This window comes from Niallia sp. 03133, from assembly GCF_052663225.1.
This window is the reverse complement of the sequence record NZ_JBQTCY010000001.1, coordinates 102,540-129,046: the sequence shown is the minus strand read 5'-3', so window position 1 is coordinate 129,046 and position 26,507 is coordinate 102,540. Positions and strand designations below refer to the sequence as shown.

Sequence of the window (26,507 nt, the reverse complement as noted above, 5' to 3'; positions counted from 1 at the left end):
AAAGCGGAGGTCCACTGGAAGTAGCAGCGCCGACACTAGTACATCCTGTACATCAGAACTGTATACCTTGTCAGAAATTTTTCATCTTAATCAAATAGCAACAAACTTTTAGAAAACAGCCTATCAATTAAAAAAGGAGACAAAATAAAATGAATCATTTTGGTATTATGACGCTTTCCCTTGAAAATGAATCCACTTATATTAATGAAATCGCTAAGCATGCAGATCCATCTTCCTTTCTTGTTTATCATTTTGTTCCATCCACCTTCAATCCTTTTACTGAAAAGGTGAAGGGGCGTATGTATAAGCATGAAAGCAATTCATGGGTCTCAGGGGAGTTCCCAATCCCCACTATTCTTTATGACCGTTGTTTTTATCAAGATAATCCCCATTCTAATCAGTGCAAAAATATTGTCTCATGGTTGAAAAAACGAGAGGACATTGATTTTATCGGCAATGGGCTGCCAAATAAATTATCTCTTTATCATGTATTAAAAGAATCCAGTTTACAGGCATACATTCCTAAGACAACCAGCTTGATGCATGCTAAACAATTACTGTCAGAATTATCTTCTGGCCGGCCAATTATGATTAAACCGATTAACGGTTCACAAGGCAGCGGCATTTATTTTATCCAAAAAAGAAAAAAAGAAATCCTTGTTAAAACAGACAAAAAAGACAAACAAGTAGAACATAGTTTCTCAGATGAAAAGAAATTTTCCAGCTGGTTGAACAGTTTGTTGGAAAAAAATGATTATTTAAGCCAGCCTTATTTGCCGCTTTATAATAAAAACAAGCAGCCGTTTGATATTCGTTCCCTCCTGCAAAAGAACCCTTCTGGCAGATGGGAAACAGTGGGAAAAGGTATACGCATTGGCGAACCAAATCGACTTATTTCTAATGTAAGTGCTGGTGCTGATGTCATTCCCTTTCCTGAATGGCTAAACAATACTTCTTTTCAGCTGAAAAGCTTTTTAGAAAATGAATTAAACGATATTCTTTCCAGTATTCCTGCTGTTTTAGAAAAGTCATTTCCATCCCTTTTCGAACTAGGAGTTGATATTGGAGTAACAGAGAATGGTTCTTTGTGGATACTTGATATTAATTCGAAGCCAGGCAGAAAAGTAATACTAAGCGCCTATCCTCATCTAGCGGAACAATTATATAATGCACCGACCCTATTCGCAGCATTCATTCAAAAAAATAAAGAAAAGTCCGCTGACGTTTTCTAGCTTCAAAAACTCTTTCTTATCTGTTGAAAAAGGAGGAAAAATTCATGAAAAAACATTATCGCTTAGAGATTACTTCACAAGCAGCCAACACGATTTCTATACCAAATGAATGCGAAATACCCCTTCCTTTACAAAAAGTATCATTTGGCTCCAAAAAAATGGATGCCATCATAAAAAAACAAGAGTCAATAAAACAATGCATCAGCATTAGTCAGGGGTTAGCTCATGCTCTTCACATACCAGCACATTGTTCAGCTTTGCATCTTTTCTTTGATCATGACACCCTCTATCTCGGTCCTTTAGTAGGGATATTTACTTCTGGTTTTTCTTCCATTAAAGTGAAACCAATTGGAGATCGCACGCTTAATTTTTCCAAGCTTCTTTCCGTGCAAAATACGGTTGGAGTTCACGCGTTTTTATTTGGTGAACAGCATATCAACTGGGAAAAGACTACAATAAACGGCTTGTTTTATTATGATGGAGGCTGGAAAATCATTGAAGTTCCTTTTCCCAATGTAGTGTATGACCGAATTCCTAATCGAAAAAGCGAAAAACTTTCACGGATAAAGACTGCCAAAAATCGCTTGCAAAAAGATTACTTGATCCCTTGGTATAACCCAGGTTTTTTTAATAAGCTGGATATTTATGAACGATTGCTGCAAGAAAGCAGCATTTCTGATTACTTGCCTGAAACCCATTCCTTTACGTCTTTTTCTACTGTAGAGAGAATGCTGAGCAATTACAATCATGTCTATATTAAACCCAAAAATGGCAGTTTAGGGAAAGGAATTTTTCAAGTCATTTATGATAAAAAAGAAAATAATTATTATGTACGTTTCAATGATAGTACGGGAGAAAATAGGCTGCAAAAATTTGATTCCCTTGAAAAACTAATGAATCACATATTTCATAAAAAGAACATTTCCAACTTCATTATCCAACAAGGGATTTACTTAATTCGTTCTGAACATAAACCAATCGATTTTCGTATTCATACAAATAAAAACAAATCTGGACAATGGGAAGTTACAGCAATAGCCGCTAAAATTGCTGGAGCAGGAAGTGTGACTACCCATATGAATAATGGTGGAATCATTAAATCAGTAGCCGAATTAAACGATTTGGAAATAGACACAAAGGATCTGCAAGATAAATTATGTACTGCCTCCCTGCAAATTAGCACTGCACTGGAAAAACAATTAGAAGGAATAGTGGGGGAAATCGGCTTTGATATGGGAATAGATCGAAAAGGCAGAGTTTGGCTGTTTGAAGCAAACTCCAAACCAGGCAGAAGTATGTTTAAGGACTCTTCCCTTAAAAAATATGATCTCTTAACAAGAAGACTTTCTTTAGAATATGCTATTTACCTTATGGAAAAATGCATTAAAATGCCTGAGGATATTTACAGATGAATATTTTTTACGACTCCAACAATAAATGGTGGAGTATCTTAAATAAAAACAACAGAACAATTGGAAGCAACAAGGAAATGCTTCACCCAATAGAAACGGTGGAGGAGCATCATCACCCATTCCCTATCCTGGAAACAGAAAAAAATGCAGGGCCCATTGTAGGAATCATCACTTCCTATAATAAAAAAAAGAACCTCGTCGGAAATGGTCCATTATTTATCAGGCTTCAAACAGAACTCCGTTCGTTAGGTGGAATTATCATTGTCTTTGCACCAGAAGATGTGGCGGAAAATGAAATCATCGGATTTGCTTATCTATATCATGAAAATAGCTGGATTCGTGTAAGAAGTCCCCTTCCACATGTCGTCTATAATCGAATTCCTTTTCGAAAAACAGAAAAAAATTCTTTTTTTCATCGAGCTTTAACAATTTTCTCTAAAAATGATATTCCTTACTTTAATCCTACCTTTATAAATAAGTTTGAACTTTATCAACTACTAAGCAAACATCCGTTACTAAAAAACTATTTACCTGACACTATCCTACTAACGGAAAAAATGAGGTTATATTCATTTCTTCTAAAACATGAAAACATTTATATAAAACCAACAGAAGGGTATAAAGGAAAAAAAATCTTCAACCTTATATACAATAAAGATGCTTCTATGACATGCACTAGTCCAACGCAAACAGTAAAATTTCCATCATATGACCTATTTTGGGATGCGTTCCAGCAGGACTATGAGGAAACACTCTTTATTGCCCAAGAAACAATCGATGCGGCAGCATTTCAAAATCACCGTTATGATTTTCGCATTCTTGTCACCTTTCTTCAGCAAAATTATTTATTAGCAGGTGTTGGAATCAGACAATCCATTTCCCAAGAAGTTACTACCCATATACCGAATGGAGGAGCGCTGCTTTCGTATGATTTGGTTCGAACAAAAAAACATGATGAATTCATTCGGCTATTAGTAGAAAACTGTGGTCCTGCATTATCGGAGCATTTTGGCTTTTTTGGGGAATTTTCGATTGATGCTTGTGTCGATAAAAAAGGAAATTACTATTTATTTGAAATCAATAGCAAGCCCATGCTGTTTGATGAAGAAGAAATAGAATCCAATCGTTGTTCCCAACTGATAAAGCTTTTTTATCAGCTTTCTTATACAAAAATCGACTAGGAGCAGAAGAAGATGAAAACAACCCCTGCCAAAAAAATTCTGAAGAATGAAAACAACTTATTCTACCCATCCTAATAAGTAAAGGAGGGATAGCCGTGAGTGACAAGAAAAAAGAACTGCAATATGAGGGCAGAGAATCAGCCTATCTCGATATTGACCGAATGATTAACGAAGGAATGAGTGGAGGCCATGTTGTACAGCGCTCCACTTCTGCCAATATAGAAGAAGCGAGAGAACTTCCAAAAGAAGAACCCCCTACTACTCTTTAATAGTCTACACGGAAGCGGCCGTTTATCGTATAAAGACTGAACGCTGCTGTATACAAAGAGAGTCAGCTGATGATCATCCATCTTCCTGATTCTCTTTTCTTTAAAGAGTAAGAAAGCATAAGTTTTCTAAAGTCTGACAAGTGTCTAGCGCAAGCACCCTACCGACTTCAACGCTTCCCTTTCCTCGTTTACGATAAGTCAACATCGAATCACTACGTTCTTCTTGTTTCCTTTATCTCTTCAAGGAACACAAACTAAAACCGCCACGTCCTTATGTCTTCGTTTGTGTAATCCACATCCTGTGGACCTCAGCTTATTCTGTCGATGAGCAAGGGCGCTTGCGCTTTTCTTATTGCCGTCCTCATCATTGTATAATAAAATAAAAAAGAAACTATTATTATTTATTTTACATAAAAATCAAACGCTTTCTTCATTGCTATAGGAGGAATTATGAAGCATAAATTACTATCTTATTTCCAACATACAATGGAACAAACCTCTCCCCCTTCACCAGCACAATTAGAACTATATTATTGGTTTACACTTTCTGCCCAAAATGAATGGTTCGGCATCCACAAGAAAGAAGTAGATGATTCACAGCTCGATTTACTTAAAAACTTATTTGATTATTTTTTGCCAGAAGAAAACAACCAGCAAGAAGAACTAGTATGGAGCCAATTTCTTTATTTGCAAGGTGAAATGCCTCCACAAGAAGATCAAGGAACCATTCGGATGATTCAGTTTCATATTAAAGGAAAAGATTTGGAAAAAGGACTAATGAGTGATGCATTTGCAGATTTTATTTGCTCTGATAGTCTGCTGATCTGGAAAAACCATCATGAAGGGGTTATAGTCGAAAGAAATCAACACTATATTCAAGAAGAGGCTTTTGTTTCTTTTGCTCAAGCAATTCAAACGGATTTTTTTGCAACGATTACTTTTTTCATCGGAAAAGAAGTCCAATTAAGCCCTGCATTGCCGACTATATTTATCCAGGAAAAAAATATTTTTTCAAAAGGGTTAAGCATCATCCCTTCCCAAAGTGTTTTATCATTAGAAAAGATTCTCCCTGCCCTTTTTATACATCGATTGGCAAGTGATGAGTTGGAACTTTTTAATCATTGTTTTTCCATATTCAAAGAAGATAAAGAAGTCCTTCTTACTATTCAAACCTTTATCGAAAATAATGGCCATAGCACCAATACAGCAAAGCAGCTTTATATCCATCGAAATACACTGCAGTATCGTCTAGATAAATTTACAGAAAAAACAGGTTTTCATTTGAAAGATTTCAGCAGCTTTTTTACTACTTACCTTGCTTGTTTATTATTTAATCCCAGCAATCAGCCGTAACAGATTCCAGAATCCGCTAAAAATGCTTTTCGATATTCCAAACATCACCTATAATAAAAGATTAGATCCTGAATTTATTAGGGGTTTAAAGTAAACTAATCAGAAATAGGTGAACAAAAAGTGAATGGAACATCACATGCGGTTGCAGGTGCCGCAACTGGATTTATCGTTGCTAATTCGATGCAGACTACACCGGAAACGACACTATTCTTAGTAGGATTAGGAGGAATCTCCGGCTTGATGCCTGATATGGATATTGATGGAACATTAAGCAATAAAATCACTTTATCCCACAAAGTATTTCGGACAGTGGCGCAAGTTATTGGATTAATGATGGTTTTCTACAGCATTTATGAAGGGACACTAACAGAAAAGCTGTATGGAATAGGGTTGGGAATCGGGATCTTTTTCATTTCCTATCTTTTAAAGCAGCGGCATATGTTAGCCGTAACGGGGGTTGGTGTTTTTTTAGGCGGGGTTTCTTTACAGGAAAAATGGCTGATGCTTTTAGGAATTTATATTATTATATCCTCTTTTGTTTCTCATAGAAGCTATACACATTCTATTCTTGGAATTATCTTTTATGGATACATAGCCTTTTTATTGGAACAATCCCTTAAAGTGGAGGGAGTCTATTATACTTGTTTATTCGCATATATAAGCCACTTATTTTGTGACTGTCGCTTTTTGCCGTTTAATAAACGCGGCATTAAATTATTTTTACCCTTGTCCTCAAAGGAATTATAAGAAAAGCGCAAGCGAGGTGAGGGAAGCGTTGAAGTCGATGGGCGCTTGCGCTAGACACTTCTCTAACTTCAGAAAACTTATACTTTCTTATCTTATAAAAAAAGCAAGATGTCCTAAAAACATAAAAACACCACTCATGCAAAGAACTAGTTTTTTACTGTTTTAAGGATCATAACTCTTTATGATCCTTAAAACCATGAGTACCTTTCTCATTGTCCTTTTTTCTTATTTCCTCTTCATTTTGGCCTTGAGAACCTGTAAGAGTGTGTATGTTTTCATAAAATGTAAGCGCTTAGGCAATTTGCTTAATTCTATCTAGTATTTTTTATGCATCCCGCCAATATGAAAACGCATTCAAAAATGATACAGTATGTATATAAAAACAGAGGAGGAACAAAAAATGGCAGAATTAAAATTAAACAGTATTTATAAAATTTATGATGAAAAAGTAACAGCGGTTAAAGACTTTAATTTGCATATTCAAGATAAAGAGTTTATTGTATTTGTTGGTCCTTCTGGATGCGGGAAATCAACTACGTTAAGAATGATCGCTGGATTAGAAGATATATCAAAAGGTGATTTTTATATTGATGAACTTCGAGTTAATGATGTTGCGCCTAAAGATCGTGATATTGCGATGGTTTTCCAAAACTATGCCCTATATCCACATATGACAGTTTATGATAATATGGCATTCGGCTTAAAGCTTCGTAAATTTCCAAAAGCAGAGATTGAGGAAAGAGTTCAAAATGCAGCTAAAATCCTTGGACTCGAAGATTATTTAAAAAGAAAACCGAAAGCGCTATCAGGTGGTCAGCGTCAAAGGGTTGCATTAGGTCGTGCCATTGTCCGCGATGCCAAAGTGTTTTTAATGGATGAACCTTTATCCAACTTAGATGCAAAATTGCGTGTACAAATGCGTGCAGAAATATCAAAACTTCACCAAAGACTGCAAACAACTACAATTTATGTAACACATGATCAAACAGAAGCAATGACGATGGCATCTAGACTTGTTGTCATGAAAGATGGAATTATTCAACAGGTAGGAGCCCCAAAAGAAGTGTATGAAAAACCAGAAAATGTGTTTGTAGGCGGATTTATCGGCTCTCCAGCAATGAACTTCTTTAATGGAAAAATTGTAGAAAACAAACTTGTTATTGGGGGAACGTCTTTTATCATTCCTGAAGGGAAACTAAAAACATTAAAAGAACAAAATTATGTTGGCAAAGATGTGATTTTTGGCATTAGACCAGAAGATATTCATGATGAATTAGTATTTATATCAAGCTCTGAAGGTACATGCTTTAACACAAAAGTAGATGTATTTGAATTAACAGGCGCAGAAAGCTTAATCTATTCGACTTTGGCTGGAAAAGAGTTTGTCGCACGACTTGATTCAAGAGCAAACTTATCTGCTGGAGATGCTATACAATTAGCATTTGATATGAATAAAGCGCATTTCTTTGATAAAGATACAGAAAGCAGAATTCGTTAATATCTTTGTAAGCTTCTCAATCAAAAGCGTTTTCGATAAGAAAAGCGCAAGCGCCCTTGCTCATCGACAGAATAAGCTGAGGTCCACAGGATGTGGATTACACAATCGAAGACATAAGGACGTGGCGGTTTTAGTTTGTGTTCCTTGAAGAGATAAAGGAAACACGAAGAACATAGTGATTCGATGTTGACTACGCAAGCGAGGTGAGGGAAGCGTTGAAGTCGATAGGGTGCTTGCGCTAGACACTTGTCAGACTTCAGAAAACTTATACTTTCTTATCTTTTAAACAGACTCCACAGCCTAAATAAGGCTGTGGATTTTTATTCTTCAACAAACTCAATTCCTTCATACCCACACTTTTTGCACATTACAAAATGAGGGCATAAATTTTCCGCTAAATCACTAAATCCATCTTCCAGCTTCAGCTGATCAATTGGCATATAAGCACTATAGTCATCATAATAGTCCATAATTCTTCCTTTGTCTTCAACTTCTTGGTGACAGTTGGGACAAGATTTGATTAATTGTTTCCATCCATTGCAAACCGGGCAAATTGCCATAACCCACCTCTGTTCTTTAATTAAATAAGTGTCTAGCTCAGACGTACAGACATTGAATTTCTCCATGCGGCAAGTCATTATCGAATCGCTTGCGCTTTTCTCTATTATTATTTTTTGATAATAATAAAAATCTATTCTCTCTAATTCCATGTTTCTAAATATCAATAAGGGATTAATTCCCTGTAAATAAAAAGGAATAGGAAAAAGAATTTCACCAATAATAATAGTAAAGCAGCAAAGAATATATTTAACTATTGGGTGATGCCAAGCGGCAGTAAGATTTCTTATTCGCTGGTGCAAATCCAGCTAACCCAACCAAAAAATTTATTTCTGAGGAGATGGAACATAATGAGCAATACATCAAGCAGAGGCAATTCCTCAAATCAACTTTTAGTACCAGGAGTATCACAAGCATTAGACCAAATGAAATATGAAATTGCAACCGAATTTGGTGTAACTTTAGGTGCAGAAACTACTGCTCGCGCTAACGGATCTGTTGGTGGAGAAATTACAAAACGCCTTGTTCAATTGGCTGAAAAACAACTTGGCGGAACACAAGCTTAATGAAAAATTTTATATAATGGCTGAAGCCCCCAAAATTATTTGGGGGCTTCATATATTCTCACTGTGATGTATCATATAACTCTGACAGTCTATCCGACTAAGGAACTTCCTTGCTGAAGCTGATACATTTGATAGTACTTGCCTTTTTTCTTCATCAACTCTTCATGATTTCCTTTTTCCGCTATTTCCCCATGATCCAATACGATTATTTGATCCGCATTGCGAATGGTTGATAATCGGTGTGCGATGATAAATGTTGTTCTGCCTTTTTTAAGCACTTCCATTGCCTTTTGGATAATTTGTTCTGTCTCTGTATCGATGCTGCTAGTCGCTTCATCTAAAATTAAAATGGCTGGATCGAAGGCTAGTGCCCGTGCAAAAGAGATAAGCTGTCTCTGCCCGCTTGATAAGGTGCTTCCTTTTTCAATAACAGGCTCATCATAGCCCAGTTCTAAATGTTTCAGCACACGGTCAGCCCCTACATCTTTTAATGCTTTTTCCATCATTTCTTTTGTTATCGACGGATCATGAAGGGTTACATTTGTGGCAACCGTTCCTTTAAAAAGAAACGGATCTTGCAGCACGATTCCCATATGCTTTCGCAAATCCTGTCTCGACATGTCCTGAATGTTTTTCCCATCAATCATTATTTTCCCTGATTGAATATCATAAAACCGGAACAATAAATTCATAATGGAACTTTTCCCCGACCCAGTATGCCCTACTAATGCAACCGTTTCTCCATGCTTTGCTTCAAATGAAATATCTTTTAATACATATTCATTATCTTTATAAGCAAAGTTGACATGGTCAAATACCACATTTCCTTTATAACGGTCTATCGTCGCTTGTTCTACTTCTATTCCATCTACATCCATCAATTCAAAAACCCTGTCAGCTGCAACAAGTGCCTGCTCTAAATTTGCCAACTGATTGACAATTCCAACTATTGGATGAAACAAGCGGTTAATATAATCAATAAATGCATAAAGAACACCTAAAGAAATGGCAGCAGTCGCTGTTAATGACTGCCCAGCCACATACCAAATAAAGGCAACAAATATTAAGTTCCTTAACACATTGACAAGATTATGAGATGTTAAGCTATTTAAATTCAGAAGCTTATTCTGAAAACGAAAATGTTCATTATTTAAGGATTCAAACTCTTCTAGTGTTTGTTTCTCTTTTCCAAACGCCTGAATGATATTCATTCCTTGAATGGACTCATTGACAATTCCATTTATATCACTATTTCGCGACCGAATAATCCGATTGTAGCGTGCAGCAAATTTTCTGTATCCTTTCATCCATATCAATAATATTGGAATCAGGAATAAACAAATCCCAGCAAGTTTAGCATTTAACAGGAATAATGCTACATAAATTCCGGTTATATATATGCTGCTTGAGAAAAAGTTAGAAAGGACTGTAACATATAATTCTCGAATTGCCTCTGTATCATTTGTTACCCTTGCAACCACTTTTCCTGCGGGAAGATTGTCAAAATATTTGATCGGCAGTCTTTGTATTTGAGCAAATACATCTTCCCTCATCTTTTGGATAATGCGATTTGCTGATTTTTGAAGAAAGAAATGCTGACCATATTGAAATCCGGCAGCAATTATTACTAAAGCAAGATAAAACAGCATCAGTTTGATAATATAAGGTATCTCCGGCTTATAAAAAGCAACTATTTCTGCTTTTGATAGAGGTGTTGCCGTATATTTTGCTGCTTTCCCTGCCTTGCTAATGGTTAGTTCCCCATTTTTAAATGTTCTTTCTCCATCATAAGAAATATTGCCATCCACAAATACAAATTCTCTGCCAACCTGTATAATTCTTGCTGGACTGATTTTTTCTTCGTTAGAATCAATATATCGTTCTTTCTTATACAGCTTTCCATTATATTGGACAGCTTGATTTGCATCTTTCGTTTCATACCAAACCGATTCAATGCCCATTATATGATTATCAATTACTTTTTTTGCTATAAAAGGTCCAGATAAATCTGCAATAACAGCAATTGTTAACATAATAAGGGCTGTAATAATGATACGTTTAAATGAAAATGCATAATTTAGCAGTCTTCTTCCTGTACTCATGCCTGCACCTCCTTCTTTGCAGCTTCAGCTTTTGTTTGTTGAACTACAAACTGTTCTTTATACCAGCCATTAAGGGACATCAATTCTTCATGCGTTCCATGCTCTACTATTTTTCCATCTTCTAATACGATAATTTGATCCGCATGCTGAACAGCAGTCATTCTATGGGTAGTAATAATTGTCGTTTTTCCATGTCTTTCTGTTTTAATATTTTGGATAATATTTTGCTCCGTTTTGGCATCGACCGCAGATAACGAATCATCCAATATTAAAATTTCCGGTTTTCTTATTAAAGCTCTCGCTATCGAGATCCGCTGTTTTTGCCCACCAGAAAGTGCTACACCCTTTTCTCCTACAAGCGTATCCAATCCCTCTGGGAGTATTTCGATATCTTGCTCGAAGGATGCTAATTTTATGGCTTCCTTCATTTCCACGTCTGTTGCATTTTTATGTCCAAACATTATATTTTCTTTTATTGTTTTGGAAAATAAGACGTGGTCTTGAGGAACATAGCCGATCCAGCCTCGCACCTGCTTTAATTGCTGTTCGTCAATCCCAATTCCATTAACGCTGATTTCTCCTTCTCCTTTTGGATACTCTCTAAGCAATTGTTTAATCAACGTCGTTTTCCCGCTTCCCGTTTTTCCAACAATCCCAATTGTTTCCCCTTGCTTAATAGTAAAATCAATATTTTGAAGATTGTTTATTTTGGAAGATGGATATTGAAATGCCACCGAATCAAAGACAATATTGTCTGGTGACTTCACCAGCTTTGCCTTCGTTGGATCTGAAACATCTGCTTTGTAATTTAATGTTTCCTGAACTCGATCTAAAGAAGCATTCCCTCTTTGCATAATATTCATCAGTTCTCCAACTGCAAACATCGGCCAAACAATCATTCCTAAGTACACGTTAAATGTTACAAGCTGACCAATTGTTACCTGCTGTTGAAAAACTAAATAAGCTCCATATCCTAATCCAATTAAATAACTTAATCCAACAAGAATACGAATGGTAGGTTCAAATAAGGAATCAATTTTTGCAACAGAAATATTTTTTTGGTAAACATCTTCCGTTAACTGATGAAATTGTTGTTCATCCTCTTTCTCCAATACAAAAGCACGAATAACTCGAACGCCAGCAATCGACTGCAATACGCTGTCATTTAATTCCCCAAAAGCATCCTGCGCTTCTGTAAATCGCTTATGGATGCGATTTCCATATATTTTTATAATAAATGCCATAATTGGCATAGGCAAAATTGCTGCTAATGTAAGATTCCAACTGATGGATACACACATGGTAATTAAAATAGTCAGCATAAAAATGGTAGAGTCTATTAATGTTAAAATACCAAATCCTGCAGTGGTTGAAATCGCCTTTAAATCATTAGTGGCTCTTGCCATTAAGTCTCCTGTTCGGTTTTTTTCAAAAAATGTTGGGGTCATTTTTAATAAATGTCCCATAAAGTTGCTTCGCAGTTTTCTTTCTAAAAGAAAAGCACCGCCAAAAAGCTTATACATCCAAACATATGTGATAAAGTAAGTGATTAGTGTGATGCCAAAAACAGCAAGAATATAATAAATAGATTTTGCTGCCGTAAGTGTTCCGACATCAATTTCATCAATAAACATCCCTAATAATTTTGGTGGTATTATTTCAATTACCCCAACAATGATAAGCAAACCAATTGCTATTGTATACCTTTTCCAATTTTCTTTAAAAAACCACTTTAACTTAAATAATATTGAAAACATATTTTTTTTTCACTCCTATTCGCCCCAAGTCATTGTACTAGCCGCTTTCTAAATCCTTCTTTAGCGTTGTTCCGTTTTCTTTATTGCCGATAATCATTTACATCTTCCTCCTCCTTATAACAAAAGCACAAGCGCTTAGATCATTGTCGTACGGACGTAGGATGTAGTCCTGAAGTACAATTGGCAATAGGCGCTGGAGCTAGATAAAATAAAAATTTATTTTTAAGGGAATAAATCCCGTCTTCCTTGCCATACATTATTTCAAAAAAACAAAAAGAGACAGACCACAACTATGCGATCTGTCTCTTTTTGCTTTACAATATGCATAGGCTACAAACTAAATGTAGCCTATGCATACTTTTTATATGTATAAATAGATGGAGAGACTACATGAATATTCAATTTTTGTTTTTTAATCATTTTAGCATCATTCATTGTAAGCCCTCCCATTTTTTTAGATTTATTTTCCAATATAAGTGAAGATTACCATATTAAAATAATAAAGTCAATTGCAAATATTTTGAAAAACTAATAATTCAAACGGATATTTCTCTCTTTTTTGCTACTCCTCTTTTGGATTTCCTCTTCTTCTGCATTTTTTGCTAATCCAGGCAAAACAAAACTATAATAAATACCAACGATTACAAAACATCCGCCAACTAGACAAAAAATAGCTTCTACTGAAAAATAAGCAGGAAAACCAACTGTTATCACGCCTAGCGTAATCGATTGAGATAACATCATCAACGGACTAACCCACCCTTGAACTCTTCCCATCATTTTCGGTTCAATAATTGCAGGCATCCATCCGCCAATTGCTATATTAAGCAGCGGCAAGAAAAATGCGATAATAAAATTAATACACATAAACCAAAATAAACTAGTCGCAAAGGACGCCATTATTGTAAATAATGCAATTAGAAAAATGCTGCCTATAATTAATTGGTATAATTTCATCTTTTGTGTGAAAAAAGATGAAATAAAACTGCCAATTAATACACCAGCTCCAAAAACAACTCCTAAATAAATGGAGACTTGCTCATAATCATCCGGAGCCAATTTATATTTTAATATAAACACTTGCATTACACTGAAACCGCCATTTACAACACCAAATACAATAAAACCAATAATGAGGGAGAATAAAAGTTTGTTTTTATAAATATAGGTATAGCCAAGTTTAAAATCTCTCCAAACAATCGGAAGATTTAAATCCTTGATTGTATGGCTTCCATTCGGATTCCGTATACTTCTTTCCATTTTCATCGTTTTTATACAAAGCCCACTTATAATAAACGTAATAATATCAATTATTACCGCTCCATAAATGCCCATAGACCAATAAATAAAAATTCCTAATGCATTTCCAAATAACATAAAAATACTTTCAACTAATTGATTAATTCCGGCAGCGGCTGTAAATTCATCTTTCTTTAAGATGCCTTGAAGCAAACCCTGTTCGGCTGGAAAAAAGAATTTTTGAACCGCACTTCTAAAGAAAAGAACAAAAAAGATAAGTGGCATCCATCCAAGGTAAATGGCTCCTAATAAACCAACAGACAAACATGCTGAAATCCAATCACAGTAATAGGCAATCTTTTGCCTATCCAATCGGTCAGCAATTACTCCAACAAGAAAAAACACTGCCAATGTTGGCAAAGAGTACATTAATTCCGTGATAGCTGCATAGGACGGCTGGCTTGAAAAACGATCTAATACATAATACATAAAAGCTGTTAAACCAATAACACTGCCCATTTTAGATGTTACATTTGCAAGAAAAAGTTTTTGGAACTGATGATTATTAAAAATACTTTTAAATTGTTTCATAAATTATCCCTCATCTTGTATTTGATGAGATAATTTTACAATTGTTTTTTTGGAATAATAAGGTACGCCTGATGGGTTGTTATTCCGTCTAAAGGCTGAAGCATTCTAGGAATTTAGGCATATTTTATTTCTATTATACAAAAACTTGTTTACCTATCTTTATATTGGGTATTTATTGTTCTAACAAGATGAAAATTCCTAAATCTTTTCGAATAGTATATTCTCTTGCCATCCAAATTTAAATTAAAAAGGAGCAATCATAATGGAGACATTTTTAAAAAAATTTACACTTCAAGAAAAATTAACAATGGATGATATCCTTTCATTTTATGAGACTTCAAAAGAATTTAATGGAAAATGTCAATTATTATGCAAAAAACATGTCATCGAGACAACAAACCTCCCAAATCTTGTTTCTTTTTTCTTAACGGCAAATAAAAAACAAGCAGTACATTTAAAACTAGAAGGACAGCAAGTAAAAAAATTCTGGAAGGAATTCACAAGTAAAAATCAACTGCTATTTGAAAAATGGATTTTATAATATAGAAAGAAAGAGGATATTCCAAAGTTGATGAATTTTGGAATATCCTCTTTCTTCTTTTTGGAGAGAACATTTTAGTATATATCCAAAGACTGATTGCTAAGGCGTATACACTTAACCAGCACATGACTATAAGAAAATAAGGACAAAGCTTTCTTAAGGGGAATTTTATCCCTCTAGTTTATTTGTTAATTCTTGAAATCTTTCGGTTGATTCTGCTTCATCGAAGCTGCTGAAAATGCGAAAATGATCTTCATCTATAATTCTATAGTGCTGGCTAATAATATTTTGCTGCAGAATAAATCCATTTATTCTTTCCACTTCACGCCACCATACTTTTCCGCCAAGGGTTTTTTCTTTTCGATAATCCATTCCATCACGAGCAACTGTTTCTAATACTTCTAACGGTTCATTTCCAAATAAAAATCGGACTGTTTCTGTTTCTCTAAACAGAGCACATACAGCTACAACGGTAGACCATCCAGCATATAATCTTCCTTTTTCAATTTGCACAAGAGTTTTTTTCGATAAACCAATTACCTCAGCCATTTTATCTTGTGTGTATCCTGCCTCTGTACGAATCAATCTCATTTTTTCTGAAACATTAAAAATGATTTCTTCTCTAGTCAAAATGCATTCATTCCCTTATTAGTTATGTGTAATTTTACACTATTATTTTTATTATAAACTTCTCTTCTAAAAATTTCAATTTTTTACTGCTAATTATTATAAAACAAAGAACAAAAGCGCAAGCGCCTTGATCATCACCGTACAAACTGGCCGATTAACTGCGCCACGTCCTGTGGCAACATCGGCACTTGTACATCCTGTACGTCGGAGCTGGATGCGGACCAAACTGCTATCATTTCCTGAACGACAAAAAAGGCTGAGAAAAAGGAAAAAAGCATACACTTTTTTCCTTTTTCAGCCCCCCATGCAATTATTTATTATCGACTAAATTATTTGATAATCTATTCTTTTCATTTATGCTGCAGCAGCTTTTTGCTTCACAAGATTTACTAATAGAGCAGCTTGAACATTTTCCTTCTTTTGATTTTTGCACAAAACGATAAAGGGTATACCCTGCATAAAGAAAAATCAATCCACCAATTACTATATTTACAACCATTTCTACATCTCCTCATTAAGAAAGTCCTAATAACTTTCCTCCTTGATAGATTAATAGTGCCATCGCATAGGCTAATGCCAGGGAATATCCAACTGAAAACGCCGACCATTTCTTGGAACCTGTTTCTTTATAAATCGTTGCTAAGGTTGCTAAACATGGAATATAAAGTAAAATGAATACCATAAAACTATAAGAAGATAATGGTGTAAACACATTGCTCATTAAATGCTGCAAAGAATCCGCATCTGGTACTGCATAAATAATATTCATAGCGGAAACTACTGCTTCTTTTGCCAAAAATCCTGTAATTAGGGATGCTCCTGCCTGCCATGTCCCAAAACCGATTGGCATAAGAATAGGAGCTAAAACTTTTCCAACAGCAGCTAAGTAGCTATCATCCATACCCACATTTATACCGGCTGGACCAAGATAAGATAGTGTCCAAATCACGACAGATCCGGCAAAGATGAAGGTTCCTGCTTTTTTCAAAAATCCTTTTCCTTTATCCCATGTACTTTTCCATAAAACTTTTGCACTAGGCATTCTATATGGCGGCAACTCGATAAAGAATAATGATTTTTCTCCTTTTAAAACGGTTATAGTAAGGATTTTCGCTACAATAAGAACTACGACAATGCTCAATACATAAATCGATAAAACAATTAAAGCGCCGTTCTTGGCAAAAAATGCACCGATAAATAGAGCGTAAACTGGAAAACGGGCTGAACAAGACATGAATGGCAATAATAATATCGTTAATAATCTTTCTTTTTGTGTTTCTATTGTTCTAGCAGCCATTACACCGGGAACATTGCAGCCAAAACCAATTATCATCGGAATAAATGCCTTCCCATTTAAGCCAGCACTTTCCATAATCTTATCCATAACGAGGGCGACTCTTGACATATAACCCGAATCCTCTAAAAAAGATAAAAAGGAGAAAAGGATAAATATTTGCGGTACAAAAACTAAAACCCCTCCAACTCCTGCAATAACACCCTCAATTACCAGTGCATGAATAAATGCAGAAGCATTTAATGCTGCAAGCAGATTGGAGACAGCATCCGTTAAGAATCCAGAGATAAAACCATCTACTAAATCTGAAAGCGGAGTGCCAAGCCAATCAAATGTCAACATGAACATTAGATACATCAGCGAAATAAAAATCGGCATTCCCAAGTATTTATTTGTGACAATACAGTCAACCCTGCTTGTAAAAGTTTTTCTATTATACACTTCAATTACTTCCACCTGTTGTAGCAATTGATTTACAACTGCTTTTCTCGCCTCAAATACCAATTGCTCCAGGCTTTTTCCAGTACCTTTTATCGATTCTTCTGTGTTATTCAAAAAACGCTGAAGCTTCTCTTCTCCTATAAGAGAAAGCAAATATAGATAAACTGTCGAATTTCCTTCTAAAAGCTGTAATGTCAGCCATCTCGTAGAAATAGCTGTTTTATTATCTATTAATACATCCATTTCTCCAATACTATTTTCAATTATTTCTCCGTAATCCACTTTGATCTGTGAGCCATTTTTATTTTGTTGAGTAGCTGCTTCTGCAAGGTCCTTGCATCCATGGCCGTTTCTTGCACTAATAGGAGTAATAGAAAAGCCTATTAATTTTGATAACTCTTCTACTTTGATTTTTTTTCCATACCCTTTTGCTACATCAATCATGTTTAGTCCTATATTAATTGGTTTTCCATATTCGATAAGTTGAAGTGTTAAATGAAGGTTTCGGCTTAATTGGGATGCATCAATAATATTAACAATTTTTTCGACATGACCTTGCAACAAATATTCTGTTACAACAGCCTCATCTGCAGATAATGGATTAAGTGAATAAATTCCTGGCAGATCAACTAAATTTGCTTTTTTATTTTTAAATAAACCTACCTTTTTTTCAATGGTAACTCCACTCCAGTTGCCAACATATTCATAGGATCCTGTTAAATGATTGAATAAAGAAGTTTTACCGGTATTTGGATTTCCTAATAAGGCTACTTCCATTTATATTTTCTCCACTTCTAAATTTTGTACTTCCTTCCTTCTCACACCAACAATAGAACCTTCATGCTCTAAAATAAATGGACCACTAAACGGCATAATATTTTGAATGGATACAACCGTTCCTTCTGTAATTCCGAAATCAAGCAGTCTTCTTTTTACAAGTGAATTTACTTTCGACATATTTGTAATTTTTATTTTTTCTCCAATCTGCAGCTTCCACTTCATTTCCATTCCTCCTTAATGAGAATGATTATCTTTATTCTTTAATATAGTTATATCAAGAAAATAAAGCTGCAACAATCGAAATTCCGGTCATAATATGACAATTTTCTGAACTTTTAAAATTAAGATAGAAAAGCGGAAACGCCTTGGTCATCGCCGTACGGACTGGAAGGACTTCGACTGAGATATAGGAAACACGGAGAGCGTGAGCGATTCGATGTTGACTTATCGTAGGAAGATGCCTGAAGTACGTTAGGAGATAGGCGCTGGAGCTAGACAGTGAAAAGCGGAAACGCCTTGGTCATCGCCGTACGGACTGGAAGGACTTCGACTGAGATATAGGAAACACGGAGAGCGTGTGCGATTCGATGTTGACTTATCGTAGGAAGATGACCTGAAGTACGTTAGGAGATAGGCGCTGGAGCTAGACAGTGAAAAGCGGAAACGCCTTGGTCATCGCCGTACGGACTGGCCCGTTAAGTACGTATATTAGGAAAATCGACTAACTGCGAAACGTCCATTGACTCACTCCTTCGAGCCTGTCGCGACACCGGCACTTGTACATTCTGTATATCGAAAGGGCTTAGACTGAGCTCAAATAAAAAACGAGAGGAACTTCTCGTTTTTTAAAATGTATATTTTCTCCAAATCTCATTTAATTGTTCACTGCTTTTGATCATTGCCTCTGCATTTATTGTTACATTTGTTATGGCAGTAATTTGTTCATCAGTAGAAGATGATACTTCTTCTACTGCAGTAGCAGCAGTTTCTGAGACTTCGGATATATGAGTGATTGAGCCCAGCATATGTTTATTCTGTTCAGTTACTATCTGCAGTTCTTCACTTAATTCATTTACTGCATTAATAATATCGTGAACAGCTGTTGCAATTGCAGAAAATTCATTTTCAGTACCCAACACAGCATTGTTTAGTGCTTCTGATTGTGTTGTTGTTTCAAATAATGCCTGAACCGTTTTTTCTGTTTCTTTTTCAATACTGTTAATCATTTCTTGGATTTGTTTCGTCGCATGATTTGTACCTTCTGCAAGCTTTCTCACTTCACTTGCCACTACCGCAAACCCTTTGCCATGCTCTCCGGCTCTTGCAGCCTCAATGCTTGCATTTAATGCCAGCAAGTTGGTTTGTTCCGATATACTATTTATAGTTACAGTAATTTTCGAAATATCCAATATCTTCGTATATAAATTAGAAATGCCAATGCTTACATGATCAGTAGCACTTTTCGTTTGTTCATTGGAATTTTTTAATTGAGTAATCATCTTTTGGCCTTTTTGTGTAGCTAATTCAGAAAAATGTGTTGCCTCTTTGATCGTTTTATTTTTTTCATTCATCGTTTGAACAGATTGATTCAATTGTGTCATTTCGCGATTAACTTCTTCCAATTCTGAAGCTTGTTCTACCGCACCTTGAGCCATTTCATTGATCGCTCTACCTATTTCTTCTGAACTTGCAGAGGTTTCTTCGGAGACAGCTGATAATTCCGAAGAAGACTCCAAAATCGTTTTGCTAATGTCCTGCGTCCTTGTCAGCAAGTCCCTCAATTGCTCTTTCATTTTATTAAAAGCATTGCCCAACTCTCCAATTTCATCTTTTCCTTCATAAAAGGATTCTTGTGTTAAATCCCCTTGGGCCGCTAGTAGAAATTTGCTGCTTAGATATTGCAGGCGATTAAATTTCCTCTTCATAAGCAAGTAAAAAATAAGTCCATTTATTATGGTGATAACTAATGATGCCAGGGTGATGACAACTCCAATTCCCCCTAAATCCTCGCTTCTAATTTTAAATAGTGAATCTGTTGCAGCATAATAGGCGATTCCTCCACTCACAATGGAAGCAAACATGGTAAGGAGAGTAAAAATAAAGATAATTTTGTAAATTAAGCTGTCTCTTTTTCTCATTCAGACTTTCTCCCTTCTAAGAAAAGCACAAGCGCTTTGGCAACCATACTTAAGCGCTATCATTTTTTCATTTAACATCTTTAACGAAGAAACATGTTAGATATTCTTACCTATTCTTTATTATCATCGGTAAAAATACCATTTCATTTAGACTATTTTAGATTTTTTTCCATTTATTCCTCTTTTTCTATGTAAATATACAAAAAGTCTAAGATTTCATAAAAAATAAAGATCAACCAACTTATCTGTAATCTTATCCCCCCTTTTTTTATTCTCCATAAGCCAGATCTTTTCCTCTTGCATAAGCTATCTTGAATCACATTAAGTTAAATAACTGTCTAGCTCCGACGAACAGGATGTACTAGTGTCGGCGTTGCCACAGGCTCGCAGGATGCGAGTCATCGACGAAGACATACCGGAAGTAGTTAGTCGATTTTCCTTCAACTGTAAGGTATCAAACTAAAATCTTCACTTCCATATGCCTTCGGTTATGTGATCCTCATCCTGTGGAACTCAAGCTTCCGTCGATGAGCAGGGGTGCTTGCACTTTTCTTAGAGAAAGGACGTTTATTTTATGTTCCATTTACTTGTAGATAACAATATTAAGCTTCGGTTACTTGAACTTCAAGATGCCTCTGCCATATTTGAGCTTGTAGATAAAAATAGAATCCATTTAAAAGAGTGGCTTCCTTGGGTTGATCAAATTATTTCTCCTTACCAATACCATTCCATTATCCCACAATGGCACAAGCAATTTTTTGAGAACAATGGGTTCGAGGCAGGAATTTTCTTTAACGAGAAATTAATAGGCATGATTTCACTGCAGCATGTTGATTGGCAGAATCGGCAAGCAAGCATAGGTTATTTTTTAGAAGAAGCATTACAAGGAAAAGGAATTATGCAAAAAACCGTAATTGCTGTTTTAAATTATGCTTTTTATTATTTAAAATTACATCGTATAGAAATTCGTTGTGGTATAAAAAATAAAAAAAGTATGGCCATTCCTGAACGGTTGCTTTTTACAAAAGAAGGGATTATAAGAGACGGTGAGTTTCTTTATGACCATTTTCATGATTTAGCCTTGTTTAGTATGCTTTTCAGTGAATGGAAGGAAAAACAGAAACTTTTTACTCAACAGAAACCACAGCTTCCTTGAAAATTCCTTCTTCAAAAAATAAAGTAAACTTCCATCAGTGGGGGTTTTTCCTCATCCCCGCTGATGGTTAGTTGAGACCTACAGGAAGTAGGCCATGCAGACGTTGCCACAGGACGTGGCGCTCTTAGTCTGCGTTCTTTTATTCGGACCTTTACGGGCAGTTATCCCCCACCTAGCTTCCTCGATTTCTCGGCATCTTGAGGTGGGGGTCTTACTGCCCGTTACGAGTGGGATAAATGGAGTCTAATAGCTTTGAATAATAAGCATCAGCAAACATAATTTTTCAAAAAATATCGATTCTTTGATTAAAAAACGTTTAGAATGGTGAAAAAAGAGAAATTTACTATATATAATAAAACGGCCAGAAGGACTCCCTTTTCATTTCATTAATTCCAGCTAACTATCATGCTGATTCTGAATTATTTTTTCAATGGATAAACCCTTTTAAAAGGCAAATCAGTTGATGGATATCCAAGAAAGATAGACAACGAATAAGCTAGTGTTTATCATTTTTCTGCAGATAAACACTTTCTTTTTTATCCTTCAGTTTAAAAACTTACCGGTCGTTATTAACTTAAAATGAATGGTGTTGAAAGAACATGATTATTGCAAACCTTATACTAATATGTTTACTTATCGCCTTTTCAGCTTTTTTTGTGGCATCCGAATTTGCCATTGTTAGAGTACGGCCTACACGAATAGAACAATTAATTGCAGAAGGCAATTCAAATGCTGAGACAGCAAAAAAAATAATTGTTAATATGGATGGCTACCTTTCTGCATGCCAATTGGGAATTACCATGACTTCTCTCGGATTAGGATGGTTAGGGGAACCAACCGTATTAAAATTAATCCTACCTGTTTTACATAAACTAGCCATCTCTCCAACACTTTCTCATATAGTCGCTTTTATTATTTCCTTTTCTGTTATTACGTATATTAATGTTGTGGTTGGAGAGCTTTTTCCTAAATCAATTGCCATCCAGCAAACGGAAAAAGTTACGCTGCTATTTGCAAAACCGCTGCGCTTATTTTATAAAGGCATGTACCCTTTTATTTGGATATTAAATAATGCGTCTAGACTTGTTGCCAGATTATACGGCGTCAAAAACCCTCGATCAGGCGAGCCTGCTCATTCAGAGGAAGAACTTCAGTTAGTTCTTGCTGAAAGTTATAAAAATGGCGAAATAACTACTTCAGAGTTTCGTTATGTGAATAATATTTTTGAGTTTGACAACCGTGTTGCCAATGAAATTATGGTTCCTCGTATAGAAATGGTTACTTTATGCGAGGATTTGAATTTAGAAGAAGTCTTGCAAATTATCCAAACAGAACGATACAGCAGGTACCCGATTACTAAAAATGATGATAAAGATAACATTATCGGCTTTGTACATATAAAACAGCTGCTATCAGATTTCATCAAAAATAAAAACATGGAAGAAAAACCGTTAAAATCCTATATTCAGCCTATTATTCATGTAATGGAATTCATCCCTATACAGCATATTTTAAGGAGAATGCAAAAGGAGCGCATTAATATTGCAGTACTGCATGATGAATTTGGAGGAACAGCAGGTCTTATATCTGTCGAAGATATTTTAGAGGAAATAGTCGGAGAAATTCGGGATGAATTTGACATCAATGAATTGCCAAACATCCAAAAAGTGAACGATCATCACTATATTTTCGATTCAAAGCTTCTTTTAGATGAAGTAAATAATATTCTCCCTATCCATATAGAGCATGACAGCATTCATACAATAGGAGGATGGGTTTTATCCCAAAATCCAGATTTGCAAAAAGGACAATCCATTTTGTATGACCATTTTGAATTCAAAGCAGTAAAAATGGTAAACCATCATGTTTCCAGTATAGAAGTAAAAGAAATTATTGCAAAACAGGCAAAATAGTCACCCATTTTTATTCTTGTGTACATATTAAATAGGTTTTCTTAAAAAAGGCGCTGTTATATGGAGGTCACTTATCACGTTGGGTCAGGAGAGGCATCCGCAGACTCCTGCTTAGATTAGCGAGTCAGGCGAGAAGAAAGCAGGAGCGCAGCAACGAAGCGGATCAGCACTCGCCCTGTGGAAAGCGAGTAAATTCCCTTCCCTTTTAAAATGCACAATGAAATTTAACAGGGCCATAAAAAAGGCGCTAAAATTCAAGCTATCTTTTTCATATTCAGCTGCTTTTAACATACAATATGAAAAAGATAGCTATAAAAGCAAATAATTACTGAAAATTGAAAAAATACAAAGTTTGACTCCATAGTTTGGCTTAACGTATAATTATTGGTAATCATTTATGAAGGTTTGAGGTGGTATAATGGGATTGTTGCTGTAATATATGAAAGAATAAATATAACAGTTTCTTTCAATAAAACGATTAATTATTATACTCCACTTTCAATAATAACATCATCTGCTAAAGTATAATTTGTAACAGCTCATACGAATTGAGTAATACAAAAAGCTGAATGTATTTATTATTAGTCGGTTTTATTGTGCATCAAAACATCAAAAAGCTTAGACCTTGCAAACTTGAGTTTGTTTTAACACAACAGGGTCTAGCAAGGGTAAAAACTTAATAGATGTATTAATCAGGAGGTGACTCCTTACTCGTTCCCACGGGATAAGGAAACTTATTGGACATATTTAACTTGGTGTTTATAGCCATTTTGATTGCTTGTACTGCCTTTTTTGTAGCTTCAGAGTTTGCTATTATTAGAGTTCGCAGTTCAAAAATTGATCAGCTTTTAGAGGAAGGAAGCAAAAGTGCCATTGCAGCAAAAAAAGTGATAAGTAATCTTGATGAATACTTATCTGCATGTCAATTGGGGATTACCATTACAGCACTTGGCATTGGCTGGCTGGGAGAAGAAACGATCCAGCACATAATCGGCCCTTTTCTTGAGATGATTTCTGTACCAGAAGCAGCAATTAAAATCCTATCTTTCTCTTTAGCTTTTGCCATTATCACTTTTTTACATGTGGTAGTTGGAGAGCTGGCGCCAAAAACATTAGCCATTCAAAAAGCAGAATTGATAACACTGTTAACTGCACGACCTTTAATTGCTTTTTATAAAATTTTGTATCCATTTATTTGGCTGCTAAACGGTTCAGCAAGAGTTGTTGCAGGATTATTTGGATTAAAACCTGTTTCCGAACGAGAACTCGCTCATTCTGAAGAAGAGCTTCGAATCATCCTTTCTGAAAGTTACAAAAGCGGAGAAATAAATCAATCAGAGTTTAAGTATGTAAATAAAATCTTTGAATTTGACAACCGTATTGCCAAGGAAATCATGGTTCCACGTACAGAGATTATCTCTCTTGAACAATCTAGTACGTTAGAAGACTTATTAGAAGTCATTCATGAAGAGAAATTTACTAGATACCCCATTACCGATGGAGATAAAGACCATATAATAGGAATGATTAATGTAAAAGAGATTATGGCAGAATTACTTCGAACAAGGGACTTAACAACAAAAAAACTTGATCCTTATATAAGACCAGTAATTCGTGTAATTGAGACGTTTCCCATTCAGGATCTTCTCGTTAAAATGCAAAAGGAAAGAATTCATATGGCCATTTTAATGGATGAATATGGCGGAACCTCTGGTCTAGTAACAGTCGAAGATATTATCGAAGAAATTGTCGGTGATATTCGAGATGAGTTTGATAGTGATGAAATTCCAAGTATTCAAAAAGTAAAAGAAGATCACTATATTATTGATGCAAAAGTTCTTATTACCCAAGTGAATAACTTATTAAATATAGAAATGAACGATGAAAGCATTGATACTTTAGGAGGATGGATATTAACATCCAACTTTGAAGCGGCTGAAGGAGATACAATTGCCTTTGATACCTATTCTTTTAAAATTTTAGAAATGGAAGAGCATCATATCAAATATGTTGAAGTGATTAAAATTCCAGGCTTAACATTAGAAAAGAATGAAGCAATAGAACTTCCGATTCAAAACTCAACTGTTGCCGCCGCATCTGAAGCTGAAATCGTTTCTTAATTTTAATATAATTACGAAAATAAGGTGTCTCAAAAACCTGCTTGATGGTTTATTGGGACACCTTATTCTTTGTTGTACAGATGCTATTACTGCTTTCAAGTCAATCAGACTAAAATAAACGGCTGTCGACTACGGATTTACTTTTCTTTATCTTCCATCTCATCAAATTTATAGCCTACACCCCAGATAGTGTGAATAAACGGCTGTTCCTTTGTGCCAATTTTATTCCGGAGTCTTTTAATATGAACATCTACCGTTCTTTCATCTCCATAAAATTGATAACCCCATACCCGATCAAGCAATTGTTCTCTTGTAAAAACTTGTCTAGGATTGCTAATTAAATAATAGAGTAAATCGAACTCTTTTGGCGTCAAGTTCGAAAGCAGATGTCCATTATAGCGAACTTCTCTTGTTTCTTTGCTGATTTTAAAATGCTCGCTTATCAGAAAATTCTGCTCTACATTATGTTGAGTGTCTTTTTGATATCTGCGAGTTACCGCCTTTATTCTAGCCATTAATGTTAAGGGGCTAAAAGGTTTTGTTACATAATCGTCTGCCCCCATTTCCAAACCTAGGACTTGATCGGATTCACTATCTTTTGCTGTTAACATAATAATGGGAACAGAACTTACTTCTCTTATTCTTCTGCAGATTGTTACACCCTCCATGCTTGGAAGCATCCAATCGACTATTACAATATCCCATTCCTGGTTCTCTAAGAAAAATTCCAAAGCTTCTTTGCCATCATGTATAAATTTCCCTTCATATTGTTCCTTCAAGAAAAACATTTCCAGCATTGAACATACACTTTCATTATCTTCAAAAACAAGTATTTTCATCCTATTCAACCTCACTAATCTTCTCCCATTACCCATCAAAACGCTTCATGACTTTATTATAGCAAAATTCCCTCCCAAACTTATCACTCCACTCTGTCTATTTTAAATAAATGAAATAAAAATGAATCTCCTGCTATGTAAATTAAATAC

The 26,507-nt window shown here is 35.3% G+C and carries 22 protein-coding genes; 12 read left to right on the top strand and 10 right to left on the bottom strand.

The window, feature by feature from the left end; all coding sequences use genetic code 11:
* The first annotated feature begins 149 nt into the window (after positions 1 to 149).
* The 7 genes from ACTYBU_RS00720 to ACTYBU_RS00690 all read left to right on the top strand — a co-directional run bounded on the left by ACTYBU_RS00720 (position 150) and on the right by ACTYBU_RS00690 (position 7,692).
* Positions 150 to 1,232 (top strand): YheC/YheD family endospore coat-associated protein, encoded by a 1,083-nt coding sequence (locus ACTYBU_RS00720; RefSeq protein ID WP_445486546.1) that lies wholly within the window; start codon positions 150 to 152, stop codon positions 1,230 to 1,232.
* 44 nt (positions 1,233 to 1,276) lie between these two features.
* The gene (locus ACTYBU_RS00715; protein WP_445486545.1) at positions 1,277 to 2,644 is read left to right on the top strand and encodes a YheC/YheD family endospore coat-associated protein; all 1,368 of its coding nucleotides are present in this window, start codon (positions 1,277 to 1,279) and stop codon (positions 2,642 to 2,644) included.
* A complete protein-coding gene (locus tag ACTYBU_RS00710; RefSeq protein WP_445486544.1) occupies positions 2,641 to 3,825 on the top strand; it encodes a YheC/YheD family protein in 1,185 nt (394 codons plus the stop codon). Before ACTYBU_RS00715 ends, ACTYBU_RS00710 begins: the two co-directional genes overlap by 4 nt.
* 95 nt (positions 3,826 to 3,920) lie before the next feature.
* Complete coding sequence (locus ACTYBU_RS00705) at positions 3,921 to 4,094, top strand: hypothetical protein (protein WP_445486543.1); 174 nt, start codon at positions 3,921 to 3,923, stop codon at positions 4,092 to 4,094.
* 450 nt (positions 4,095 to 4,544) lie between these two features.
* On the top strand, positions 4,545 to 5,447 hold the full coding sequence (locus tag ACTYBU_RS00700) for a PucR family transcriptional regulator (protein ID WP_445486542.1): 903 nt from the start codon (positions 4,545 to 4,547) through the stop codon (positions 5,445 to 5,447).
* Positions 5,448 to 5,567: 120 nt separating this feature from the next.
* Positions 5,568 to 6,194: a metal-dependent hydrolase gene (locus ACTYBU_RS00695; RefSeq protein WP_445486541.1), complete on the top strand. Its 627-nt coding sequence runs from the start codon at positions 5,568 to 5,570 to the stop codon at positions 6,192 to 6,194.
* Between the two features lie 400 nt (positions 6,195 to 6,594).
* The gene (locus ACTYBU_RS00690; protein WP_445486540.1) at positions 6,595 to 7,692 is read left to right on the top strand and encodes an ABC transporter ATP-binding protein; all 1,098 of its coding nucleotides are present in this window, start codon (positions 6,595 to 6,597) and stop codon (positions 7,690 to 7,692) included.
* A gap of 320 nt (positions 7,693 to 8,012) precedes the next feature.
* Here the strand turns inward: ACTYBU_RS00690 and ACTYBU_RS00685 are convergent, their stop codons facing one another.
* Positions 8,013 to 8,402: a hypothetical protein gene (locus ACTYBU_RS00685; protein WP_445486539.1), complete on the bottom strand. Its 390-nt coding sequence runs from the start codon at positions 8,400 to 8,402 to the stop codon at positions 8,013 to 8,015.
* A 198-nt stretch (positions 8,403 to 8,600) separates the two neighbouring features.
* Here ACTYBU_RS00685 and ACTYBU_RS00680 point away from each other — a divergent pair, with 198 nt between their 5' ends.
* Positions 8,601 to 8,816 (top strand): small, acid-soluble spore protein, alpha/beta type, encoded by a 216-nt coding sequence (locus ACTYBU_RS00680; RefSeq protein WP_445486538.1) that lies wholly within the window; start codon positions 8,601 to 8,603, stop codon positions 8,814 to 8,816.
* A gap of 89 nt (positions 8,817 to 8,905) precedes the next feature.
* Here ACTYBU_RS00680 and ACTYBU_RS00675 read toward each other — a convergent pair whose 3' ends face one another.
* The 3 genes from ACTYBU_RS00675 to ACTYBU_RS00665 form a co-directional block, all read right to left on the bottom strand.
* The gene (locus ACTYBU_RS00675) at positions 8,906 to 10,918 is read right to left on the bottom strand and encodes an ABC transporter ATP-binding protein (protein WP_445486537.1); all 2,013 of its coding nucleotides are present in this window, start codon (positions 10,916 to 10,918) and stop codon (positions 8,906 to 8,908) included.
* The gene (locus ACTYBU_RS00670; protein WP_445486536.1) at positions 10,915 to 12,675 is read right to left on the bottom strand and encodes an ABC transporter ATP-binding protein; all 1,761 of its coding nucleotides are present in this window, start codon (positions 12,673 to 12,675) and stop codon (positions 10,915 to 10,917) included. The genes ACTYBU_RS00675 and ACTYBU_RS00670 overlap by 4 nt, the downstream gene beginning before the upstream one ends.
* A gap of 528 nt (positions 12,676 to 13,203) precedes the next feature.
* Entirely contained in the window at positions 13,204 to 14,505 is a 1,302-nt protein-coding gene (locus ACTYBU_RS00665) for an MFS transporter (protein WP_445486535.1), read from the bottom strand.
* A gap of 262 nt (positions 14,506 to 14,767) precedes the next feature.
* On the opposite strand from ACTYBU_RS00665, the gene ACTYBU_RS00660 reads away from it, so the two are divergent.
* On the top strand, positions 14,768 to 15,046 hold the full coding sequence (locus tag ACTYBU_RS00660) for a hypothetical protein (protein WP_445486534.1): 279 nt from the start codon (positions 14,768 to 14,770) through the stop codon (positions 15,044 to 15,046).
* Positions 15,047 to 15,214: 168 nt separating this feature from the next.
* On the opposite strand, the gene ACTYBU_RS00655 is transcribed toward ACTYBU_RS00660, so the two are convergent.
* From ACTYBU_RS00655 to ACTYBU_RS00635, 5 genes are all read right to left on the bottom strand, one after another.
* On the bottom strand, positions 15,215 to 15,676 hold the full coding sequence (locus ACTYBU_RS00655) for a helix-turn-helix transcriptional regulator (RefSeq protein ID WP_445486533.1): 462 nt from the start codon (positions 15,674 to 15,676) through the stop codon (positions 15,215 to 15,217).
* A 310-nt stretch (positions 15,677 to 15,986) separates the two neighbouring features.
* Positions 15,987 to 16,175, bottom strand: a complete 189-nt coding sequence (locus ACTYBU_RS00650) for a FeoB-associated Cys-rich membrane protein (protein ID WP_445486532.1) — start codon at positions 16,173 to 16,175, stop codon at positions 15,987 to 15,989.
* 15 nt (positions 16,176 to 16,190) lie between these two features.
* Positions 16,191 to 18,188: a ferrous iron transport protein B gene (feoB, locus tag ACTYBU_RS00645; RefSeq protein WP_445486531.1), complete on the bottom strand. Its 1,998-nt coding sequence runs from the start codon at positions 18,186 to 18,188 to the stop codon at positions 16,191 to 16,193.
* A complete protein-coding gene (locus ACTYBU_RS00640) occupies positions 18,189 to 18,413 on the bottom strand; it encodes a FeoA family protein (protein ID WP_445486530.1) in 225 nt (74 codons plus the stop codon).
* A gap of 623 nt (positions 18,414 to 19,036) precedes the next feature.
* On the bottom strand, positions 19,037 to 20,329 hold the full coding sequence (locus tag ACTYBU_RS00635; protein ID WP_445486529.1) for a methyl-accepting chemotaxis protein: 1,293 nt from the start codon (positions 20,327 to 20,329) through the stop codon (positions 19,037 to 19,039).
* Positions 20,330 to 20,903: 574 nt separating this feature from the next.
* On the opposite strand from ACTYBU_RS00635, the gene ACTYBU_RS00630 reads away from it, so the two are divergent.
* From ACTYBU_RS00630 to ACTYBU_RS00620, 3 genes are all read left to right on the top strand, one after another.
* The gene (locus tag ACTYBU_RS00630) at positions 20,904 to 21,485 is read left to right on the top strand and encodes a GNAT family N-acetyltransferase (protein ID WP_445486528.1); all 582 of its coding nucleotides are present in this window, start codon (positions 20,904 to 20,906) and stop codon (positions 21,483 to 21,485) included.
* Between the two features lie 599 nt (positions 21,486 to 22,084).
* Entirely contained in the window at positions 22,085 to 23,398 is a 1,314-nt protein-coding gene (locus ACTYBU_RS00625; RefSeq protein ID WP_445486527.1) for a hemolysin family protein, read from the top strand.
* 737 nt (positions 23,399 to 24,135) lie between these two features.
* Positions 24,136 to 25,518 (top strand): hemolysin family protein, encoded by a 1,383-nt coding sequence (locus tag ACTYBU_RS00620; RefSeq protein WP_445486526.1) that lies wholly within the window; start codon positions 24,136 to 24,138, stop codon positions 25,516 to 25,518.
* A gap of 137 nt (positions 25,519 to 25,655) precedes the next feature.
* On the opposite strand, the gene ACTYBU_RS00615 is transcribed toward ACTYBU_RS00620, so the two are convergent.
* Positions 25,656 to 26,357, bottom strand: a complete 702-nt coding sequence (locus ACTYBU_RS00615; RefSeq protein ID WP_445486525.1) for a winged helix-turn-helix domain-containing protein — start codon at positions 26,355 to 26,357, stop codon at positions 25,656 to 25,658.
* Positions 26,358 to 26,507 lie beyond the last annotated feature (150 nt).

Coding starts and splice junctions, on each gene's coding strand:
- ACTYBU_RS00640 (WP_445486530.1), bottom strand. CDS start 18,413: ATGAAGTGGAAGCTGCAGATTGGAGAAAAAATAAAAATTACAAATATG.
- ACTYBU_RS00625 (WP_445486527.1), top strand. CDS start 22,085: ATGATTATTGCAAACCTTATACTAATATGTTTACTTATCGCCTTTTCA.
- feoB (WP_445486531.1), bottom strand. CDS start 18,188: ATGGAAGTAGCCTTATTAGGAAATCCAAATACCGGTAAAACTTCTTTA.
- ACTYBU_RS00615 (WP_445486525.1), bottom strand. CDS start 26,357: ATGAAAATACTTGTTTTTGAAGATAATGAAAGTGTATGTTCAATGCTG.
- ACTYBU_RS00700 (WP_445486542.1), top strand. CDS start 4,545: ATGAAGCATAAATTACTATCTTATTTCCAACATACAATGGAACAAACC.
- ACTYBU_RS00675 (WP_445486537.1), bottom strand. CDS start 10,918: ATGAGTACAGGAAGAAGACTGCTAAATTATGCATTTTCATTTAAACGT.
- ACTYBU_RS00665 (WP_445486535.1), bottom strand. CDS start 14,505: ATGAAACAATTTAAAAGTATTTTTAATAATCATCAGTTCCAAAAACTT.
- ACTYBU_RS00630 (WP_445486528.1), top strand. CDS start 20,904: ATGTTCCATTTACTTGTAGATAACAATATTAAGCTTCGGTTACTTGAA.
- ACTYBU_RS00650 (WP_445486532.1), bottom strand. CDS start 16,175: ATGGTTGTAAATATAGTAATTGGTGGATTGATTTTTCTTTATGCAGGG.
- ACTYBU_RS00670 (WP_445486536.1), bottom strand. CDS start 12,675: ATGTTTTCAATATTATTTAAGTTAAAGTGGTTTTTTAAAGAAAATTGG.
- ACTYBU_RS00715 (WP_445486545.1), top strand. CDS start 1,277: ATGAAAAAACATTATCGCTTAGAGATTACTTCACAAGCAGCCAACACG.
- ACTYBU_RS00690 (WP_445486540.1), top strand. CDS start 6,595: ATGGCAGAATTAAAATTAAACAGTATTTATAAAATTTATGATGAAAAA.
- ACTYBU_RS00635 (WP_445486529.1), bottom strand. CDS start 20,329: ATGAGAAAAAGAGACAGCTTAATTTACAAAATTATCTTTATTTTTACT.
- ACTYBU_RS00680 (WP_445486538.1), top strand. CDS start 8,601: ATGAGCAATACATCAAGCAGAGGCAATTCCTCAAATCAACTTTTAGTA.
- ACTYBU_RS00710 (WP_445486544.1), top strand. CDS start 2,641: ATGAATATTTTTTACGACTCCAACAATAAATGGTGGAGTATCTTAAAT.
- ACTYBU_RS00660 (WP_445486534.1), top strand. CDS start 14,768: ATGGAGACATTTTTAAAAAAATTTACACTTCAAGAAAAATTAACAATG.
- ACTYBU_RS00685 (WP_445486539.1), bottom strand. CDS start 8,402: ATGGAATTAGAGAGAATAGATTTTTATTATTATCAAAAAATAATAATA.
- ACTYBU_RS00720 (WP_445486546.1), top strand. CDS start 150: ATGAATCATTTTGGTATTATGACGCTTTCCCTTGAAAATGAATCCACT.